At 71.3% G+C, this 18,855-nt stretch carries 14 protein-coding genes; 7 read left to right on the top strand and 7 right to left on the bottom strand.

All coding sequences use genetic code 11. The features are described 5' to 3' along the window. The 6 genes from QHF89_RS46220 to QHF89_RS46245 form a co-directional block, all read left to right on the top strand. The coding region (locus QHF89_RS46220; RefSeq protein WP_284721840.1) for an Ig-like domain-containing protein at nucleotides 1–2,095 on the top strand (2,095 nt) is incomplete at its 5' end. Between the two features lie 42 nt (nucleotides 2,096–2,137). Further along, nucleotides 2,138–2,695, top strand: coding sequence for an endonuclease dU (locus QHF89_RS46225; protein WP_136973063.1), 558 nt, complete (start codon nucleotides 2,138–2,140; stop codon nucleotides 2,693–2,695). Between the two features lie 10 nt (nucleotides 2,696–2,705). Continuing rightward, on the top strand, nucleotides 2,706–3,254 hold the full coding sequence (locus tag QHF89_RS46230; protein WP_284721841.1) for a glycine cleavage system transcriptional repressor: 549 nt from the start codon (nucleotides 2,706–2,708) through the stop codon (nucleotides 3,252–3,254). Nucleotides 3,255–3,515: 261 nt separating this feature from the next. Further along, nucleotides 3,516–5,156: a choice-of-anchor K domain-containing protein gene (locus QHF89_RS46235; RefSeq protein ID WP_136973061.1), complete on the top strand. Its 1,641-nt coding sequence runs from the start codon at nucleotides 3,516–3,518 to the stop codon at nucleotides 5,154–5,156. Nucleotides 5,157–5,335: 179 nt separating this feature from the next. Continuing rightward, on the top strand, nucleotides 5,336–5,833 hold the full coding sequence (locus QHF89_RS46240) for a bactofilin family protein (protein ID WP_136929108.1): 498 nt from the start codon (nucleotides 5,336–5,338) through the stop codon (nucleotides 5,831–5,833). A gap of 170 nt (nucleotides 5,834–6,003) precedes the next feature. Continuing rightward, nucleotides 6,004–6,669 (top strand): type II toxin-antitoxin system RatA family toxin, encoded by a 666-nt coding sequence (locus tag QHF89_RS46245; protein ID WP_284721842.1) that lies wholly within the window; start codon nucleotides 6,004–6,006, stop codon nucleotides 6,667–6,669. Here the strand turns inward: QHF89_RS46245 and QHF89_RS46250 are convergent, their stop codons facing one another. The 5 genes from QHF89_RS46250 to QHF89_RS46270 all read right to left on the bottom strand — a co-directional run bounded on the left by QHF89_RS46250 (nucleotide 6,670) and on the right by QHF89_RS46270 (nucleotide 12,233). Beyond that, nucleotides 6,670–8,580 (bottom strand): DUF2169 domain-containing protein, encoded by a 1,911-nt coding sequence (locus QHF89_RS46250; RefSeq protein ID WP_136973059.1) that lies wholly within the window; start codon nucleotides 8,578–8,580, stop codon nucleotides 6,670–6,672. It abuts the gene before it with no gap. A gap of 59 nt (nucleotides 8,581–8,639) precedes the next feature. After that, a complete protein-coding gene (locus QHF89_RS46255; RefSeq protein WP_136973058.1) occupies nucleotides 8,640–9,287 on the bottom strand; it encodes a TetR/AcrR family transcriptional regulator in 648 nt (215 codons plus the stop codon). Further along, nucleotides 9,287–10,120, bottom strand: a complete 834-nt coding sequence (locus QHF89_RS46260; protein ID WP_136973057.1) for an SDR family NAD(P)-dependent oxidoreductase — start codon at nucleotides 10,118–10,120, stop codon at nucleotides 9,287–9,289. The genes QHF89_RS46255 and QHF89_RS46260 overlap by 1 nt, the downstream gene beginning before the upstream one ends. 65 nt (nucleotides 10,121–10,185) lie before the next feature. After that, a complete protein-coding gene (locus QHF89_RS46265; protein WP_284721843.1) occupies nucleotides 10,186–10,833 on the bottom strand; it encodes a hypothetical protein in 648 nt (215 codons plus the stop codon). Then, the gene (locus QHF89_RS46270) at nucleotides 10,830–12,233 is read right to left on the bottom strand and encodes a selenium-binding family protein (RefSeq protein ID WP_136973056.1); all 1,404 of its coding nucleotides are present in this window, start codon (nucleotides 12,231–12,233) and stop codon (nucleotides 10,830–10,832) included. Before QHF89_RS46270 ends, QHF89_RS46265 begins: the two co-directional genes overlap by 4 nt. 34 nt (nucleotides 12,234–12,267) lie before the next feature. Between QHF89_RS46270 and QHF89_RS46275 the strand changes: the two genes are divergently transcribed. After that, nucleotides 12,268–13,368 (top strand): SMP-30/gluconolactonase/LRE family protein, encoded by a 1,101-nt coding sequence (locus tag QHF89_RS46275; protein WP_136973055.1) that lies wholly within the window; start codon nucleotides 12,268–12,270, stop codon nucleotides 13,366–13,368. A 3-nt stretch (nucleotides 13,369–13,371) separates the two neighbouring features. On the opposite strand, the gene QHF89_RS46280 is transcribed toward QHF89_RS46275, so the two are convergent. Both QHF89_RS46280 and QHF89_RS46285 read right to left on the bottom strand, forming a co-directional pair. Continuing rightward, complete coding sequence (locus QHF89_RS46280; RefSeq protein ID WP_284721844.1) at nucleotides 13,372–14,460, bottom strand: TolB-like translocation protein; 1,089 nt, start codon at nucleotides 14,458–14,460, stop codon at nucleotides 13,372–13,374. Between the two features lie 12 nt (nucleotides 14,461–14,472). Beyond that, on the bottom strand, nucleotides 14,473–18,843 hold the full coding sequence (locus QHF89_RS46285; protein WP_136973053.1) for a sigma 54-interacting transcriptional regulator: 4,371 nt from the start codon (nucleotides 18,841–18,843) through the stop codon (nucleotides 14,473–14,475). Nucleotides 18,844–18,855: the final 12 nt, after the last annotated feature.

Raw genomic sequence — 18,855 nt, forward strand, 5'->3', positions numbered from 1 at the left:
GGGCGCGGGCGGAAGCGGGGGCGCGGGCGGAAGCGGAGGCATGGGCGGCAGCGGAGGCGCGGGCGGCAGCGGGGGCGCAGGCGGCAGCGGGGGCGCGGGCGGCTCCGGTGGAATGGGCGGGGCCGGTGGCGAGGGCGGCATGGGCGGGGCCGGCGGCGCGGGTGGCGCGGGCGGCGGCAACCCGATGTGCGTGACCTCGGCCGATTGCCCCTCGCCCGGTACCCCGTGCGCCATGGCCATCTGCGAGGCCGGCGCGTGTGGCACTTCCTTCGTGGCCGCGGGGACACCCACCCCGACGCAGCAGGCCGGCGATTGCCGCGTCGAGCAATGCGACGGCGCGGGCCATACGACGAGCGCAGTCGACGCCAGCGACACGCCGAACGACGGAAACGTCTGCACGAGCGACCTGTGCAACGCGGGCCTCCCCGCGCACCCGCCCCTGCCCGTGGACACGGCCTGCAACCAGAATGGCGGACAGCGCTGCGACGGCGGCGGGGCCTGCGTCGAATGCAACACCGGCGCGCAATGCACGAGCGGCGTGTGCATGGGTCACGTCTGCCAGCCGGCGAGCTGCGACGACGGCGTGAAGAACGGCGCGGAGACGGACGTCGATTGCGGCGGCGCGACCTGTTTGCCCTGCGCCTCGGGGAAGACCTGCCTCATGGCGGCCGATTGCCAGACCGCCGCGTGCATCGACGGCCTTTGCCTGGCGCCCTCGGTCGTGAGCACGACGCCGGCCGACGCCGCGACGGGTGTGGCCACGGGCGCGACGGTGGCCGTGACGTTCACGAGGCCCATGAACCCGGCGACGCTCGGCGCGCAGACGGACATCGGGCCCTGCACGGGCGCGATCCAGCTCTCGACCGACGATTTCGCCTCGTGCCTGAGCTTCGCCGCCCAGGCGCCCACGATGTCCGGCGGCGGCACGGTCGCGACGCTCGTCCCGGCGCCGGCGCTCTCGTACGGCACGACGTACAAGCTGCGCGTGACCACGGCGGCCCAGGACCCGAATGGGAATGCCCTCGGCGCGGCGTTCACGCAGATGACGGGCTTTTCGACCGGCGCGCCGCCGCCTTCGTGCATCGGCTCCGTGGTGATAAGCCAGGTCTACGGTAACGGAGGCGAGTACCTGGCGCCGTTCTTGTACGATTTCATCGAGCTGCACAACCGTGGCAAGACGCCGGTGAGCCTGACCGACTGGACCATGCAATTCGCGGCCGGAAACGGGCTCTTCCAATACCCGACGTCCCTGAGCATGACCATTCCGCCCGGCGGTTATTTCCTGATCCAGCTAGCTGCCGGGCCCCTGGGTTATGGGACCTTCCTGCCGGTGCCGTATGACCTCACGAGCAACGTCCAGATCTACGGCAACAGCGGCAAGATGGCGCTCTTCAACAGCTCCGCGCAGGTGGGCAGCGATTGCCCCATCGGCGACGCATCGCTCGTCGATCTCATCGGCTATGGGCCCTCCGCGAGTTGCTATGAGTACGAGGACGAGGACGACTATACGCCCGCGCCGGCGCCGACCGGTTCGACGAAATCGCTCCTCCGCCTCGATGAGGGTTGCACCGACACGAGCAACAGCAAGGCCGACTTCGTGGTCGGCGACGTCGCCCCGCGGAGCAGCTTCGGCGCGGCCCACGTCTGCGATTGCGGCGCCGAAGACGCGACCGTCAACGAGTCCGACCTGCCCGCCGAGATCGACTACTGCAATCTGCAATTCCCGCTGTCCGTCACCGTGGCCGCCGGCCAGACGACGCCGCTCGTCTACGGCCGCGTCTACGAGGCGAACGTCACGAATCCGGCCGGCGCGAGCACCACGGTGAAGGCCGAGATCGGGTATGGCCCGGCCAACATCAACCCCACCACCCAAAGCGGCTGGCAGTGGTTCCCGGCCTCGTTCAACCAGCAATACGGCAATGACGACGAGTACAAGGGCTCGTTCACCGCTCCGGCCGCGGGCACCTACCGCTACACCTATCGCGTGAGCCTCGACGGCGGGCGCTGGACCTACTGCGACATGGACGGCGCGGGCTCCAATCCGGGCCTCCGGTTCGACCCGACCAAGCTGCCGGTCCTCACCGTCACGCCCTGAGACGGTTGACATCTCGAACGACTTGACCCTCCCCTCGGGCCCATGAGCCCCTTCTCCCACGTCATCGGCGTCGACGACGCGCCCTTCCCGCGCGCGCACCGCGGCGACGTGCCGATCGTGGGCGTCGCGTTTGCCGGGACCCGCCTCGAAGGCGTGCTCTCCTCCAAGGTGCGGCGCGACGGCGCGAACGCCACGGACGCCCTCGCCGCGATGATCAGCCGCTCGCGTTTCGCCGCGCATACCCGGCTCGTGATGATGGAAGGCATCGCGCTCGCCGGCTTCAACGTGGTCGACCTCCACGCCCTCGCCGAGCAGCTCGGCATGGCCGTGCTGGTCGTGTCGAAGCGAGCGCCGAACGTCCCGGCCGTGCGGCACGCGCTGCTCGAAAAGGTCCCGGGCGGCGCTCGCAAATGGAAGCTCATCGAGAAAGCCGGGCCCATGGAGCCGTGCGCCGACCTCTTCATCCAGCGCGCGGGGCTCCGCATGGAAGAGGCCACCGCGGTGATCCGGCGGCTCGCCGTCCACGGCCGCCTCCCCGAGCCCGTCCGGGTCGCGCACCTCGTTGCGAGCGCGCTCGCGGTCCCCGGCGCGATTGACTAGGATGCGCCGCATGACGCAACAAGACGTGTACGTGGTCCTGTCCTGCCTGGGACCCGATCGACCGGGCCTCGTCGCGGAAGTGACGGAGTACCTCACCAAGCACGGCGGCAACGTGGAGGACAGCCGCATGGCCATCCTCGGCGCCGAGTTCGGCATCCTCCTGCTCGCCTCGGGCGCCCCCGAGACCGTGGACGCCATCGAGAAGGACCTCGGCGACCTCCAGAAGAGCACCGGCCTCACCGTGGTCGCGCGCCGGACGAAGGCACCCGAGGAGCACCGCCGCGCGCCCACGATCCCCTGCGCCGTGACGGCCGAGGCGCTCGATCACGAGGGCATCGTGCGCGCCGTCGCCCGGGCCCTCGCCCACGCGGGCGTGAACATCGTCTCGCTCGAGGCCTCCGCGTACGCCGCGCCCGTCACCGGATCGCAGCTCTTCCGCATGGAAGCGCGCATCGACGTGCCCCAGTCGGTCGGCGTGAGCAAGGTGCGCAAGGCCATGGACGTGGTCGCCGAGGAGCAAAACTTGGAGATCGAGGTGCGCTCGCTCATCAAGTCCTAGAGCGCCGAAACGTACGGCGCTCTGTCGGACCCCATCGGTCCGCCGCACTCCGCGCATCGACCGATGCCCTATCCCCCGCGTCCCCCGAGACCTGGCCGCGCCGAATTGAAATTCCCACGCTGTAGGACCAAGGTCCTATAGCGCCCGGCCAGGCCCCTACCTACAAGGGCACCAGCAGATGCCGCGCTGGTGCGGCAGGTGCATTGCGTTCGCGTCGCCTCAACGGCGACCAGCTATCACCGATGAGAAAGAAAATCTGAGATGACCAAAGCAGTCACGTCGGGGGCCTGGACGGCCATCAGCATCTCGCCGCCCGGGCTCGGCGGGGTGAGCACCCAGCACATCACGTGGGGCGTGCCCGCCGGCGGCGCCGGGAAAAGCGGGTACCACTTTGCGGGCCGCACCGTCGAGGTGCCACTCGACGGCACGACGTTCGTGCTCGGCACGTTCACGCACAAGAATTTCCCGATCTACGCCTTCAACCCCAACCAGTTCGACGTCAGCCTGAAGGTCCACGTCACGTTCGAGGGCGGCGTGCTGGCGAGGGACTTCAGCTTCACGTTCCACCATAACGAGACGCCGAACGTGGGGCCGGCGCCCGAGGACCTGGTCGATCTGCCGACGCTGCGGTCCCCGGAGACCGTCGAGATCAACGGCGAGGAGTACGCGCTGGTCATCGAGGGCTTCATGCAGGGCGGCAAACTGGTGACGAGGTTCGTCAGCGCCGAGAACGGCTCGAACAGCGCCGACATCATTGCCAAGCTCCAGCCAATCGTGAAGCCGGCGCATACGTATTCTTTCAAGGTCCTCAACCCGGACGGCTCGGTGTACGGCAGCGGGTGCTTCACCTACAAGGGCGAGGAGTACCCCGTCGATATCGCGCACGTCATCGGCGGGCTGGGGCGGGGGACGAAGCTCACCGAGTTCTGGTACCACGACCCGATGGTGGGCTCGCTCGGGCTCAACGAGCTGCTCTCGATGAACTTCCAGCGGGGGGCCGACGGTGAGCCGTCGCGCTTCGCCATCAATGCGTTCACGATCCCTGGCGGCGCGAGCGGCATCACCGCGGGGAACGCCACGATGACCAAGCCGGGGCCGGTGACCACGCACCGCTCCGAGGACAAGGAGCATGGCAACGAGGGGCGCACGCTGGTCTTCCCCGGGATCTGCCGCCCGGGCCAGGTCCAGCAGCAGCCGGAGCCCGCGGTCCCCCTCGTCGACCTGGTCATCGTGATCGACTCGAGCACGTCGATGAAGCCCGATGCGACGAGCCTCAGCAACGCGGTGAGCGCGGCCATCGAGACGGCGAAGTCGAAGTGCCCGTCGGACCTCAAGGTCACCTACCTGGGGATCGAGGGGAAGTTCTCCGATTCGCTGTTCCGCACGACCATCCGCGAGCACCTCACCAAGCTCGGCGTCGCCGAGTCGGCGATGCGCGGGCGCAAGCGCGGCACGGTGGCATCGGGCGGCGCGCAGGAGGACGGCGGGCGCGCGATCGAGGACGTGGTGACGCACAACGACTGGCGCCCGAACGCCAAGCGCGCGATCCTCTTCCTCGGCGACGAGGGGATGGAGGGCGGCGACAACGTCGACGCCGAGGATATCGCCGCCGCCAACAAGGCGATCGAGGTCGCCAAGGCCGGGAGCACGCGCGTGCACACCTACCTGGCCAAGAGCGGGGCGGACGAGAAGACGCGCAAGGCCAACCAGGCCGAGTTCGCGCGCGTGGCGGGCGAGACCGGCGGCAAGGCCTTCACGCACGAGGACACCCTGCAGGGCTTCCAGGCTCTGCTCGAGGAGGTCATCTGCGCGAGCAAGCAGCCGGCGCAGCCGGTGGTGGAGGACTGCAAGTGCTGCAGGGAGTGCATGGAGCGCAAGGTCGCCCCCTCGACGAAGCCGTGATCGGCTGCCGCCCCGGCGGCACGGCGTAGCCACGCGGGCCGGGGAAATCCCCTGGCCCGCTCCCCGCCTCCGGCCAGCCCTGGAAGCGCTTCCTGCCGGCCCTGATTTCGGTGGAGGACCGTCCGGGTCCCCCTCGGGACGGTTGCTCTTGGGGGCGGGGGTGGAGTAAGGCACGAGGCATGGAGCCGCTCTCCGGACAGGACGACTCGCCGCAGCGCGTGGAGGCCTCGGGCGCACAGGCCGGGCACCGGCCCACGGAGATCAACGCCCTGCTCGGGCGTGGCACCCGCTTCGAGGGCAAGCTCTACTTCGAGGGCCGCGTCCGCCTCGACGGCGACTTCCAGGGCGAGATCCGCGGCGACGACGTGCTCGTCATCGGCGACGGCGCCCACGTCGCGGGCGACATCCTCGTCGGCGCCTGCATCGTCACCGGGGGCGAGGTCTCCGCGAGCATCCGCGCGCGCACCGCCATCGAGCTCTACGCTCCGTCCAAGGTCACGGGCGCGCTGCACGCGCCGGCGATCTTCATCGATCGCGGCGTCCAGTTCGACGGTACTTGCAAGATGGCCCCTCTCGACGAGGCCGACACGCGCACGAGCAAAGAAGCGGCGCCGCCCCCCTCGACGCCTGCGCCGCCGACGCCCGCCTCCCCGGCACCGCCGGCAGGCCGGGAGTGAACGAACTGTCACGCCTCCGCAAGCTTCACACGGCCGCGCGCGGCGCGACCACCTGAGATCCTGCGGATTTGGCGGGTGTCCCCGATCCTCGGGGGCGGACGGCATGGCTCCTGCACTTCGGGATGTCGACGACGACAAGGAATCCCCCTTGTCGTTTTCCGGAGACACCCATGACGCTTCGCCTGCGCCACCTCGCCTTCGCGCTGCTCACGACTCTGACCACCCTCAGCGCCGCGCCGAACGTCGCGCGCGCGGGCGACGAGGAAGCCACGCGGCTCGAGGCCCGCGGCAAGGCGCAGCGGTATTCGCAGAAGACGACGGACCCGGAGAGCTCGATCGACACGGGCGGCGCGGCGATCCTGGTGCACGCGCCGATCGACGAGGTGCGGCGGATCGTGACGGATTACCGGCACTACGAGAAGGTCATCAAGCCCTTCAAGCAGAGCAAGCTCCTCTCGCGCACGAAAGGCGTGAGCGAGGTGTACCTGGAGGTGCCGATCCTGCACGGCGCCGCGACGGTCTGGGTCGTCACGAAGATCGGGCAGCCCGTCAAAGTCGGGAACGAGGAGCGCATCACGGCGCGGATGGAGCGTGGAAACGTCGACGATTTCCGCGCCACGTGGAAGCTGCGCGCAGTGGACGGGGAGCGGACCATCGTAAAGCTGGAGATCCTCGTCGACCCGAAGATGCCCGTGCCCTCGTCGGTGGTGACGCCGGAGCTCTGCACGGCCGCGGACAAGGCCGTGACGGGGGTGCGTGACCAGGCCGAGAAGAACCACTCGACCGCCTCGGCCGCGCGCGCCGAGCCACAAAGCGTGGCCGCCGAGGGCTCCTGATCAGGAAACGCGCGCCGCGCCGATCGCGGCAGCGAGCTTCGACATGAGGCGGGGGTCGTCGACCAACCGCTGCGTCCACACTCTCCCGAGCCGCGCCTGATCCGAAGCCTCGAGCCCGAGCTCGGCGAGGACCTCCGCGGTCGTCCCGCGCTCGGCGGCGACCTGGAGCCGCGCATGCTCGACGAGCCCGACGCGCAAGCCGAGCCGCTCCTGCGTGGCGTGGTAGGCCGCGTCGTACACGAGCAGAAGCTGGCGTTGGCCCTGCGCGGCTTCCTGGGCCATCGCGTCGGCCCAGTGTCGCTCCACGGAGGCCCAGGACGTGGTGGAGAGAGCGTTCAGCGCGAGGAGCGCGTCGCGGCCGTTGGGGCGATGGCGCAGCTCGGCGGCGATCGTGGCGCACCGTTCGAGGGGGATCGAGGCGGGCTCGAAGGGTTTTGGCGAGCTCGACGGCGGAGCGTCGGCAGGAGCGGAAGCGGAAGCGGAAGCGGGAGCGGGCGCGGAAGCGGGTGCGGCGGCGGGCGCGGAAACGGCGGCGGGTGCGGACAAACGCGCGGGCACGGCGGCGGGCGCGGCGACCTTTGCCCCCTGCACTGGTCCCGGACGCGGCGGTGAGGGCCGCGGAGGGCCCGCGCTCGGGCCCGTGGGTTTGCCGAGGCGCGGGCCGAGGGGCGCAGGCGGCTTGATCGGCGGCTTGATCGCCGGCACGGCAGGCGTCCGCGTCGAAGGCGGGGGCGCGGGCGCGTTCGGCAGCGGTTCGACCCGACGGCCGATCTCGCGCGAAGACGGTGGCGCTTCGGCCTTCGGCAGGTCGAGCGTCGTGTCCTCGGTGAGCGGCTCCGCGATGAGCTTCGGCGACGGCGGCGACATGGGCGGCGGCGGGAGCGGCGGCGCCGCGATGGGATCCTCGGGGCGACGGAACGGCAAGGCGGCCGCCGGGTTCGACAGGCCCACCTCGTCGCGATCCGTGGGCAGCGGGAGCGTGCGCGTGCGTTGCCGCTGCGAGACGTCGGGCGGCGCGGGATCCACGAACATGATCGGCGGCGCCTCCACCCGCTCCGGCAGCACCATCGTGTCGCCACTCTTCGGGGCGATGAGGACCGCGTCGTGCCGCATCTCCAGCAGGTTCAGGCCCGCCTCGACGTCCTCCTCCAGCGACTCGCCGAGGCGAAGGAACCGATCGATCCGCTCGGCGCGGATCCGCTTCCCTTCCGGATGCGCGGCGACCACGATCTTGCCCACGTCGGCCTCGGCGCCGCTCTTCAGATCGGCCACGCCGCGGAACGTGAGGACCATCGTCTTCGCCGCGGCGTCGATGCAGAGCGTGTCGCAGCGGAGGACGATCTCGGTCACGCGTCCGCCCTTCGGATCGACGCGGAAGGCGTGGGGGCGACGCTGCGGCAGGCGCGTCTCGATCCGGCCGGGCGCGGGCAGGACACGGTCCATGCCGATGGAGGCGGCGCTGCGGAGCAGGTCGATCCGCTGCTCGCGCGGCGCGCACTGGAAAAACGCAAAGTCGAACCCCTCGGGCGGCGGGCCCGCAGAGCGCGCCTCGCCGCCGAGCACGCCCTGCGCCCAGGCGTACGCCTCGTCGCCGAGGAGCAACCGGCGCGACGGCGCTTGCGGGGACACGGGTCCGCCGGCAAGGAGGCTCGCGCCTTCGACGGCGACGCGCGCCTCGGGGTCGGCGGCGCCTTGGACCAGGACGTCCACGCGAGGCTTGAGCGGTGAGAGATCCTCGGCGCCGCCCTCGGCGAGCGTCGTCACGGGCACCTGCGTCTCGGCGATGGACGCCTCTCCGCCGGGCACGATGGTGAACGTCGCCTTGACGATCACCGTGAGCGAATAAGCGCCCGGCGCAGCCTGCCAGATCAAGGCCCCGGCGCGAAAGGGGCAGAGCGAAAGGACCTCCACGCGGCGCGCAGTGTACGAAGAGCGCGCGAAAGGGGCGAGCGCTTCTTCGTGGGTCCCGGTCAGGGGCGCTTGCGCCGGGTCTTTTGCCGCACGCCCGCCGGCCGGCGCCGGGACGGGCGACGCAGCCCTTGCCAGATGCGCTCGGGCAGCTCCCGCGCCGCCTCATCGAGGTCGATCTCGGGCGCGCCGGCGAGCCAGCGCCGGGACGTCTCCGCAACCGGGCCGATGACCAGCATCTCGATCAAGGGCTCGGGCAACGGCGCGATGCGCCCGGCTTTCACGTGCGGCCGAAGCCACTCCAGGATGGCGGCGAGGCGGCTCTGCTTGGAGGCGAGGATCATCGCCGCGTGGGCGGGCAGGAAGCTCGCATACGCCGAGGCATGCACGAAGCGCGCGGACGCCGGCTGCGCGGCGGTATGCCGGAGGTAGGCCTGCACGAGGGCCGCGACACCGGCGCGCGCCCCGCGGACGCCTTCGAGCGAGGCGACGAGGTCGTCGAGCAGCGCGCCCATGCAACGGGCATAGAGCGCGGCGGCGAGGCCGTCGGCATTGCCGAAATGGTGATACAAGCTCCCGAGGCTTACCCCGCTCGTGGCCACGACGGCGTGCACGGTGAAGGCCTCGTGCCCGCCTTTCGCGAAGACGTCGAGCGCCGCGTCGAGCAAGCGCTTCGTCGTGTCCTCGCCGCGCTTCTGCTTCGGCGCCATCAGCCTGCCTCGTCGAGGCCGGAGAGCCTTTGCGCCTGCGCCCAGAGCCCCGCCGCGAGCGCTTCGTTTTGCGCGACGGGATGGAGAGGCGTCTCCACGTCGAGGTGATGGTACTTGCCCGTCACGCCTTCGAACGCCGGATCGAGCGCGAGCTTCACGACGGGCTGCGCGCCCTCCGCGGGGGATTTCCAGAGCCGCTTCACCACGCGTAGCAATCGACCGAGCATCCCCTTCCGATCGCCGAGCCCCGTGCGAATGACGCCGGGATGCAGCGCGAGGATCGTCGGCCCGCGATCTCTCCACCGCGCGGCGAACCGCGGGACGAGGAGCAGGTTGCAGAGCTTCGTCGTGGGATAGGTCCCGAGCGGATGAAAGTCTTCGCCTGTGGGTGTTTTCTCGAGATCGGGGCGCCCCTTCACGTAAAGGCCGGCGCTCACCTGCACGACGCGGCTCCGGCCCTCGACGAGCCGCGCTTCGAGCAAATGATTCAGCAGGAAGGGCGCGAGGTGATTCACGACAAAGGCCATCTCGAGGCCATCCTCGTTCAGGATCCGCTCGCTCGGCCAGAGCCCCGCGTTGTGGATCAGGACGTCGATGCGCGGACACGCCGCGAGGATCGCGTCCGCGGTCGCGCGAATGCCACGTTTCGTGGAGAGGTCCCCCGTGACGAGCGAGACCTCCCCGGGCCCCACGCCCCGCAGCTCGTCGAGCGCACGCTCGCCGCGCGCCCGGTCCCGCGCGTGCAGCACCACGCGGCACCCGCGCAGGGCAAGCTCCCGCGCCACGGCGTGCCCAATGCCCCGGTTTCCCCCCGTGACGACGACGGTCTCCATGGACGGAAGGTAGCCGAGGACTGGAACAACGTTCTAGAACATTGTTCCAGTCTCCGGCGCGCCGTTCAGAGCAGGAGCCCGAGCACGCCCGCGAGGATCAAGGCGCCGGCCCAGACCCGATCGAGGTCGAACCACGCGCGCCGGAGCATCGCCAGCCCGACCTTGTAGTAGACGACCAGCGCCACGAGCGCCGAGACGGCCAGCATGGCCAGGGTGTGCAGGAAGATCGCGGCCAGGTAGCCGCTGGGGCTCGACAGGGAGATCCCCGCGGCGTCGTGGCAGGAGGGGCCGTGGCAAGGCGCGGGGTTGTCCTCGCCGAGCACGAAGACCGGCAGGAGCATGAGGCCCGCGCCGTGCGCCGTGGCCATCAGGAACGACCACACCACGAGGTCGCGTGCATTCACGCGCATGCCCACCCAGCGCGGGTGGCGCGGGCGCACGAGCTTGAAGATGCCGAAGGCCACGAGCACACCGCCGGTGATCCACGGCAGGATGCCCGTCGGAATGCTCGCCTTGCCCGCCGCGAGCAGCCCCACCGCGAGCCCGACGCTCGCGGCGTGGCCGACGGCGATGGGCAGGAGCGCACGCAGCACCGCTTTGCCGCTCTTCTCTTGCAGCCCGAGCGCCACCGCGAAGAGCCAGCCCATGCCGGGGCTCAAGCCGTGGTAGGCGCCGAGCAGCGCGAGCGTGATCCAGGGCCAGGCGCTCGTCACGGGTAGCAGAACGAATCCGAGGACGCGTCGCCGCCTTCGAGCCGGACCTGGTGGGCCCGGCGCGGCCCGAAGTCCACGTAGAAGTCAGGATCCAGCGCGATCCCGCCGCCTTCCTTGACGTCGACCTTGACCATCCAGCCCTTGAGCCCGTCCGGATAGAACTGCTCGTCCCAGGTCGTGTAGAGCCCGCTCGTGAAATAGATGCGCTTGCCGTCGCGGCTCACCTCGACCATCTGCGGCGCGCCCGTGAGCGGCCCGCCCGAGCGCGGGTGCGGCGTGCGCCGCGCGATGCCGCCGATGTGCACCGAGCCCACGTGCTTCGGCTCGTGCGGGTTCGACACGTCGTACTGGCGCAGCTCGCCCGTGCCCCAGCAGGACACGTAGAGGTACTTGTCGTCGAGCGAGAGGTTGATGTCCGTCACGAGCGGCGGCACCGCGCCAAAACCCTTGAGCAGCGGCGGCAACTGGTCCGCGGACGCAGGCTCGGCCGGGATGGTGATCACCTTCTTGATCGCCCAGCGCTCGCCTTCGCGGTACCAGAGCCAGACCGAGGCCGAGAGGTCCGCGACGCTGATGACCACGCCCATGAAGCCCCAGGCCTTCGTGGGATCGTGCGCGGGGCGCAGCTCGAGGGCCATCTGGTGCTCGTCGCCGATGTCGAGCGCCTGGACGTGCTTGCGGCGCCGCAGATCCCACACGTGCAGCCGGTGGCCGTACTTCTTGCCGAGGAGCAGCTCGGGGACGACGCCGTCCTCGATCATCTTCGGCGTGCCCCACTCGCTCGAAATGAGGGTGTCGTGGCCGAGGTGCCACCAGAAATCGTAGTGCAGGTACTGGGGGCCGCGGTCGATCTCCCAGCGGCCGAGCACGTCGAAGCTCTCGCAGTCGAGCATGAAGATGCCGCCGGGGCCTTCACCCGCGGGGTTGCCGAGCGCCGAGACGTAGATGCCGTCCGGCCCGCAGTGCAGCGTGTGCGGGCGCGAGTAGCCGGTGCGCGAGGCGATCTCGTCGGCCTCGATCGTGCGGACGAGCTTGGGCCTGCGCGGATCGGCCTTCGTGTCGAAGATGTAGATGCGCGACGAGCGCAGGGCCGGCAGCATCAGGTAACGGCGCTCGACGTGGGGGTGCGGCGCGTACGGGCAGAGCGCGGCGCTGCACGCGTTCCAGCCGGAGTGGTGCAGCTCGTCGCCGAAGTTCGGCACCTCGGCGAGCGCGATGATCTGGCTGTAGGTGGGCGACCGCGGATCGAGGTCGACCGTGGCGAGGCCGTCGCGGAGCGGGTTCGGGCGTCCGAGCACGGCGTTCGCGTCCGGGGCGGCGACGTAGGCGAACCGCTCGCGCGGCGCGTCCATGGCCATACGCGGCGACGGATAAAACGTAGGATCGGGTCGGAAGGGCATGGCTTCTCCGGGGAGACGGCCCGAGGATAAGGCCATGTCGTACTTCCTTGAAAGACAAATGATACGCGAAACCCTGCTGGTCATATCGCTGATTGGCGCGGCGGGATGCGGCCCGAGCGTCGCCGTCGATTCATCCGCGCACGTCACGCCGCCGATCGAGCACATTCCAGATCCGGCCGAGGAGGACACCTGCGCGCCGGGCGAGGCGGTCACGATCGCCACGATTCCCGACCCCGCGGGCCTCGCGCTGGGCGAAGGAAACCTCTTTTTCACGGATGGGGGCGATCTCTACGGTTGCGACGGGGTCGTGGTTGCGGTCTCGCTCGCAGGCGGCGAGCCCGTGGTCCTCGCCAGCGAGCTCTGCGCGCCGAATCGAATCGTGTATGCGGATCGGGCGCTCTACTGGGCCAGCCATTCGGGGTACGGCCGCGTCACACGTTTCTCGCTCGAAGACGGGACGATGGAGGACCTGCTCGTGGGGCTCGCCTCCCCGAACGCGATCGCCGTCGACGGGAAATACGTCTATGTAGGCGAGCTCGTCACGTACGAAAAACTCCAGAGCCCGGGGCAGGTGCTCCGACTCGATCTCACGACCCGCGAGACCGTCGTGCTCGGTGAATCCCCCGGCGGCGTGGCTGACATCACCTTCGACGAAAAATATGTGTACTGGACCGGATCCGTCGGATTCTTGAACGGCAAGGAAAACCACGACAGCGGCGTGTGGCGGGTCCCGAAGGAGGGCGGCGAGGCGGTCCAGCTCCTGGGCGGTTTGGCGTGGCCGTTTGGTTTGTCACGGGTAGGCACGCGCGTGGTCTTCGCCCATAGCCACGACGGGGAGATCGTCTCGATGGACGCCCATGGCGGCGAGCCGCAGGTGCTCGCCGACGGCCTCGCGTATCCGAACGACGTGGCCGTGGATGCCAAAGGCGAGGTCTTTTTTGGCTCCGGGGACGCCAAAGGCGAGGGCCCCCAAGGCCTGTTCGCCGTTCCACTCGACGGTAGCGCCCCGCCGCGGCTCGTCGAGGGCGCCCTCGGATCCCCCGACCAGGTCGCCCTCGGAGCGACCTGCGTCTACTGGACCGAAAAATACGTCGACGATGATTTCAATGGTGTCGTCCGAAAAACCCGGCGCTGAAGCTCATCGCTCCGCCGCGCGGATCACCATCGCGCCACCCACCCCGCGCGCGGCCACCAGGGTCATCCCCTCCCCCGCCACCGGCGCGTGAAGCTCACCGCCCTGCATGCCCGTCACCACCGTCGCATCCGCCGCGAGATCGGCGGGCTGTCGATGTAGCGTGGCGGGTCCGCCGCTGCGCCATTGCACCCATTCGACCCACGCCCCCCGCGCCGTCGGCCGCACGTAGGGCTGCGCGGTCTCGATGTCCACGACCGCCACGTCCGCCTCGCCGTCCTCGCGCACATCCCCCACGACGAGCGTGTACGCGCTGAACTTCGGCTCCGGGTGCAGCGGCCCCCATTCGAGGTAGACCACACGCCCATCCGCGCCGAGCAGCGGAAAGGCTTGTTTTCCTGGCCGCGTACGGCGCGTCCTTTTCCCCGTCCCGCGCTCCATCACCACCACGTCCGCCGCGTCGGTCTCATTCTCGTCGAATCGGCCATCCACGTCCTCCGCGAAATCGGCATACGCCACGTGCGTGCCCGAGACATCGGGGAACCGCTGCTGTCCCGGCCCGCTCGCCACGACCGAGGCCGAGGTTTTTCCCGGCTCGTAAAGGAAGACGTCCGTATCCCCCGCCTCGTCCACCGCGCGCCAGCCCGTGAACGCCACCCCGTCCCCCGCCGCGCGTGGCTCTCCCGCGTGATCAAAATCGCCCGTCACGGTCCGCGTCGCGCCCTCCACGCGCACGCGCACCACGCGTCGCCCCGCCTCCACGGCTTCCCACGCCACGACACCCCCGAATGCCGTGGGCCTGCGCGGCGCCTCCGCCGCTGCCGCGAGCGTCTCCTCCGTGCCCCGCGCGAGATCCCGCGCCCGCAGCGATCCGTCCGGATGCACGTATACGAGCAGGCAACCGGCCATCGCGTGCGGCGCATACCCGAGCGTGTACCCGCTCGCCCCCGCGCCGTCCGTCGCCGCGACCTCGATTCCTTCGACGGCGGTCGCGGCGCAACCGAGGGGCGCCGTCCCCTCCGCCTCCGCGCCGCACCCCGCGAGGAAAACCGCCCCGAGAACCCCGAGCCATCGCCGCATTTCATTCCTGCCCATCACGCCCACCACCTACGCGAGCTTTTTCCGTGACGAAGGGGCCGGCTCGCGCATCCCGAGCCGCACCATTCGTTTCTTGAGCCCCTGCCTCGACAAACCTAACCGAGAAGCCGCCTGGCTGATGTTCCCTCCCGTCTCCGCGAGGGCCCGCCGGATCGGCGCGCGCTCGTCCACCTCGGGGACCGGCGCGCCCCGGCCCCGGATCCCCCGCGGCAGGTGCGCCCGCTCGATCCGCGACGCGCCGAGCGCGCCGAGACGCTCCATCACGTTGCGCAGCTCGCGCACATTGCCGGGCCACGGATGCGCCGACAGCGCGGCGAGCGTGTCGTCGGCGAACGTCGCGCCCGGGAGGAACGCGCGGCAAAGGAGCGGCACGTCCTCGGCGCGCTCGCGCAAGGGCGGGACGCGGATCGTGATCGCGTTCAATCGATAAAAGAGGTCCTGCCGGAAGCTGCCGTCGGCGACCGCCTTTTCGAGGTCGCGGTTCGTCGCGGCCACGATCCGCACGTCGAACGCGCGCTCCTCATCGCTGCCAATCGGCCGGAACCGCCGCGCTTCGAGCGCCCGCAGGAGCGCGGCCTGCCGGAGGAGCGAGAGCTCGCCGATCTCGTCGAGCAGGAGCGTCCCGCCGTTCGCTTGCACGAGGAGCCCCATGCGCGCCCGGTCCGCGCCCGTGAAGGCGCCCCGCGCGTGCCCGAAAAGCTCCGCCTCGAAGAGCGTGTCCGGGATGCCGCCGCAATTCATCGCGACGAAGGGCCCGCGCGCCCGCGGCCCGAGGTCGTGGAGCGCCCGCGCGAAGAGCTCCTTCCCCACGCCGGTTTCGCCCACGACGAGGACCGGCAGGTCCCCCGGCAATGCCGCTTCGAGCCTCCCGAGCGCGCGCGTGAGCGCCGGCGAATCCCCCACGATCCCCCGAATGCTGCGGCGCGGCCCGGAGATCGGGATCAGCGTCGTCGCGCCCGGGGGCTCGGCCGCGGGCATTCCGGCCAAACCAGGCTCCTTTCGCGCCGCCGGGTGCGGGGCGACCGTCTCCTCGTCCGGTTCGGCGGCCGTCGAGATCCGAAAGACGAGCGCCGCAAGAATGCCCCATCGACGCGCCTCCGCGGCCGTCACGTGGTCGAACGCGCCGGGCCGGAAGCGATGCTCGACGACGACGATCGCGCTCCCCAAGGGCCCCTCGGGCCCTGCGACGACGAGCCGCGCGCCCCGGCCTCCCGCTGTGGGAATGTCGCGCTGATACAAGGGTTCCGCGCTGCCAAGGGCCTCCCGCGCGAGGACCCCGTCGAGCCGTTGCCCGGCCTCCGCGAGGGCAAGACCGTCTAGATCCGCGCCGTGGACCGAGCCGATCCGCGCTCCGTCGACAAGCGCCACGAACGCCCGCTCCCCGCCCGCGCGCGCCACGATACGCCGCGCGAGATCGAGGCCGAGCTCGCCTTCGGACCCGCGCGCCACGCCGGCCAGAAAATCCCACAGCGCGTCGTCGTCCCCCGCGTTCTCCGCCGCCATGCGCGGAGCATATCGAACGGGCCGCCGCGCCGCGAGCGCACGAAAAAGGGCCTCCTGCGCTTCGGACTCGCCCTCCACGAGCCTGGCCGCACGCGCGCGCCGGAGCGCGCCGATCGCGATCCGCGCCGCGCGCCGTGGCTCCGCCGGCAACGTCGCGAGCCGCGCCTCCACCTCCGCGAGGCACGCCCGCACGTCGACGAGCGCGTCGCGCGCCCGCGCATCGGCCGCAAGCTCGCCGAGCGCCACGAGCGCGCCCGCGCCGTCGCCCGCGCGGGCCCGGATCCGCGCGCGCAGAATCGAGAGATCGGCCCGCACCACCGCGGGGACCGAAACGCCGAGCGCCCACGCCTCCGCGACGAACGGCGCCGCTGCGGCGAATTGGCCCCGACGCACCTCGAGCTCGGCCCGCGCGAAGAGGCACCAGCCGAGCCCTGCCTCCTGGCCGAGGGCTCGCGCGAGCAACGTCGCCTCGGCGAGCGCCGCCTCCGCCTCGGCGTGCCTCCCTGCGCGCCCGAGCGCCATGCCGAGGTTCATCAGGCACGAGCGCATGCCCGCGCGATCCCCGAGGCGCCGCTTCTCCCCGAGCGCCCGCGAAAACGTGGAGATCGCCTGATCCGCCCGGTTCCGATACAGCGCGACGACCCCCGCATTGTGGTGGATCCGCGCGAGCTCCTCGGGATCGTCCGAGCCCCGCTCGTCGAGGAACTCCTCCGCGCGGGCGAGGTGCTCGGCCGCGTCCGTGGAATGGGCGGAGAACAGGGCGACGAGGCCGAGCGTGCCGTGGGCAAACGCCTCGGCTTGCCTGTCGTTCGTGTGCCGCGCCGCCACGAGCGCCTCCTCGGCGAGCGCGCGCGCCTCCGCCGCCTCCCCGACACGGGCCTTTTGCTCGGCGCGCCGCCGCAAGGAGAGGGAGCGCAAGCTCGTGTCCTGCAAGGCCGCCTCGTCGAGCCAGCGCAGCACCTCGGGATGCGCCCCCGGCAACCCCGCGTCCCGGACGAGCCGCTCCAGCCGGCACAACGAGGCCGGCGTGCGTCGCGCCGGGGTTTGCAGGAGCAGAAGGAGCGCGTCGATTTCGAGCGAAAGCAGCCCGGTCTCCCGCGCCGCCTGCGCTGCCCGCGCGAGCAGCGCCTCCCGCCGCGCCGGCAGGGCCGCCGCGGACGGCGCCTTTGCGACGGAGAGCAAGGCTGCGGCGTCGGCGTCGGGCTCGCCGAGCCAAACCTCGGCCGTGAGGTCCACGAGCTCCGGCGTGGCGAGCGCCGCCGCGAGATCGGGCCCGAGTTCAGGCGAGGCGAGCACGTACCGCACGTGCCCGGACACACGCCGCCCGATCAAGGACGCCGACAGGAGCTCGACGAGGAGGGATGCGCCCTCGCCCCCGAGGCGCCGCGTGATGGCATGACAAGCCCCCTCGGACATTCCCCCGGCCGAGAGCGCGATCGCCGCGAGCACGCCCCTCGCCCCGACCGACAACCCCGACGCCCGCCCGAGCGCCGTGTCCCGTTCGAGCGGCACGCGCCCGAGCGACGCCAAGAGCCAGCCGGGCAACCCCTGCGAAGCCGCCTGTGCTCGTTCCATCGCCGCTGGATCCGACAACCCCAGCGAATGGCATAACGCGACAAACGTTTCCCCCACGAGCGGCTCGATCGGTAGCACGTCCGCGCCCGGTGGCGCGGCGCGCGCCGTCACCACCACGTCGAGCCCCGGCGCGCGGGCTCCGCGGCAACGATACACGTCGAGCGCCGCCGCGAGCTCGGGCGGACCGGATTCGAGCCCGTCGATCAAGAGAAGCGCCGCCCCGCCCTCCGCCGCGGCCGCGAGCGGCGGCGTGGGGTCCATTCCGCGGAAAAACCCGATCAAGCGTGGCAGGATCGAGCCCACCTCGATGGGCAACACGACGAGCCGCGCGGCTCGCCCTGCGCAAAGCGTACGCGTCAAGAGCTCCCGCGCGAGGTGGCTCTTCCCCGCCCCGCTCGGCCCCACGACGTACCGCACGGGCGCGGCCGACGGCGCGGAGAGCGCGGCGATCTCCGCCTCCCGGCCGACCGGGGTTGGGGGCGCCCCGAGCCGCTCGCCCGCACGCATCGCCGAGGCCCCGAGGGACGACAAAACCCGGCGCGCGTCCTCGGGCCGATCGAGCGGGTGCGCCTCCACGAGCGCCTCCACGATCTCGGCGAGCGTCGGCCGGAGCCACGGGCACAAGGAAAAGAGCCGCATTTTCGTGGTTCCCGGCGGCGGAGGCGCCCCCGTCGCCGCGGCCCAGGCGAGCGCGCCGAGGCCATACAGATCCGAACGAATCGTCGGCGCCGCGCCCGCCAGCACCTCCGGCGCCGCATACCCGGGCGAGCCCGCCGCCGGCGCGCCCGGGGCGCGGGCCCGGAAAAACACCGCCGCGCCGAGATCGAGCAGGACGGGCCGCTCCCCGCGCCCCTCGGGCCGCATGCGCACGTGCGCCGGCTTGAGATCCCCATGCAAAAACCCCGCGTCGTGCAGCGCCGCGAGCGTGGCCGCGACGCCCGCGCAGAGGTCCGCCAGCCGAACATTACGATCCGCGTCGTTCGGCGCGCCCCGCACCCACGTCGCCGCGTCGAGCCCCGGGACGAAGTCCTCCACGAGGAAGGGCGCGCCCGTCCGCTCGTCGTGGCCGAGGTCGTGCGCGCGCACGATCCCGGGCAGCCGGAGCCGCGAGAGCAACGCAAATTCGCCCAGCAAGGCCGAGGGCTCGAACGCGCCGGGCCGGAACACCTTCGCCGTGAGCGCGCGGGCCGGGTCCTCCCGGTCGACCACGCGCAGCACGATCCCTTGCGCGCCGCGCCCGAGCGGCTCGCCCGCCGCATAACGGGCATGCACGAGCCGTGCATCTCGGTCGCGTCGTCCCATGGCGTTCGAGTC

This window comes from Polyangium sorediatum (assembly GCF_029946465.1).
GTDB classification, from domain to species: domain Bacteria; phylum Myxococcota_A; class Polyangia; order Polyangiales; family Polyangiaceae; genus Polyangium; species Polyangium fumosum.

Bases quoted from the DNA above. Each gene is read 5' to 3' on its own strand.
- QHF89_RS46285 (WP_136973053.1), bottom strand. From the start codon at position 18,843: ATGGGACGACGCGACCGAGATGCACGGCTCGTGCATGCCCGTTATGCG.
- QHF89_RS46270 (WP_136973056.1), bottom strand. From the start codon at position 12,233: ATGCCCTTCCGACCCGATCCTACGTTTTATCCGTCGCCGCGTATGGCC.
- QHF89_RS46240 (WP_136929108.1), top strand. From the start codon at position 5,336: ATGGAGCCGCTCTCCGGACAGGACGACTCGCCGCAGCGCGTGGAGGCC.
- QHF89_RS46260 (WP_136973057.1), bottom strand. From the start codon at position 10,120: ATGGAGACCGTCGTCGTCACGGGGGGAAACCGGGGCATTGGGCACGCC.
- QHF89_RS46275 (WP_136973055.1), top strand. From the start codon at position 12,268: ATGTCGTACTTCCTTGAAAGACAAATGATACGCGAAACCCTGCTGGTC.
- QHF89_RS46225 (WP_136973063.1), top strand. From the start codon at position 2,138: ATGAGCCCCTTCTCCCACGTCATCGGCGTCGACGACGCGCCCTTCCCG.
- QHF89_RS46255 (WP_136973058.1), bottom strand. From the start codon at position 9,287: ATGGCGCCGAAGCAGAAGCGCGGCGAGGACACGACGAAGCGCTTGCTC.
- QHF89_RS46280 (WP_284721844.1), bottom strand. From the start codon at position 14,460: ATGGGCAGGAATGAAATGCGGCGATGGCTCGGGGTTCTCGGGGCGGTT.
- QHF89_RS46235 (WP_136973061.1), top strand. From the start codon at position 3,516: ATGACCAAAGCAGTCACGTCGGGGGCCTGGACGGCCATCAGCATCTCG.
- QHF89_RS46230 (WP_284721841.1), top strand. From the start codon at position 2,706: ATGACGCAACAAGACGTGTACGTGGTCCTGTCCTGCCTGGGACCCGAT.
- QHF89_RS46245 (WP_284721842.1), top strand. From the start codon at position 6,004: ATGACGCTTCGCCTGCGCCACCTCGCCTTCGCGCTGCTCACGACTCTG.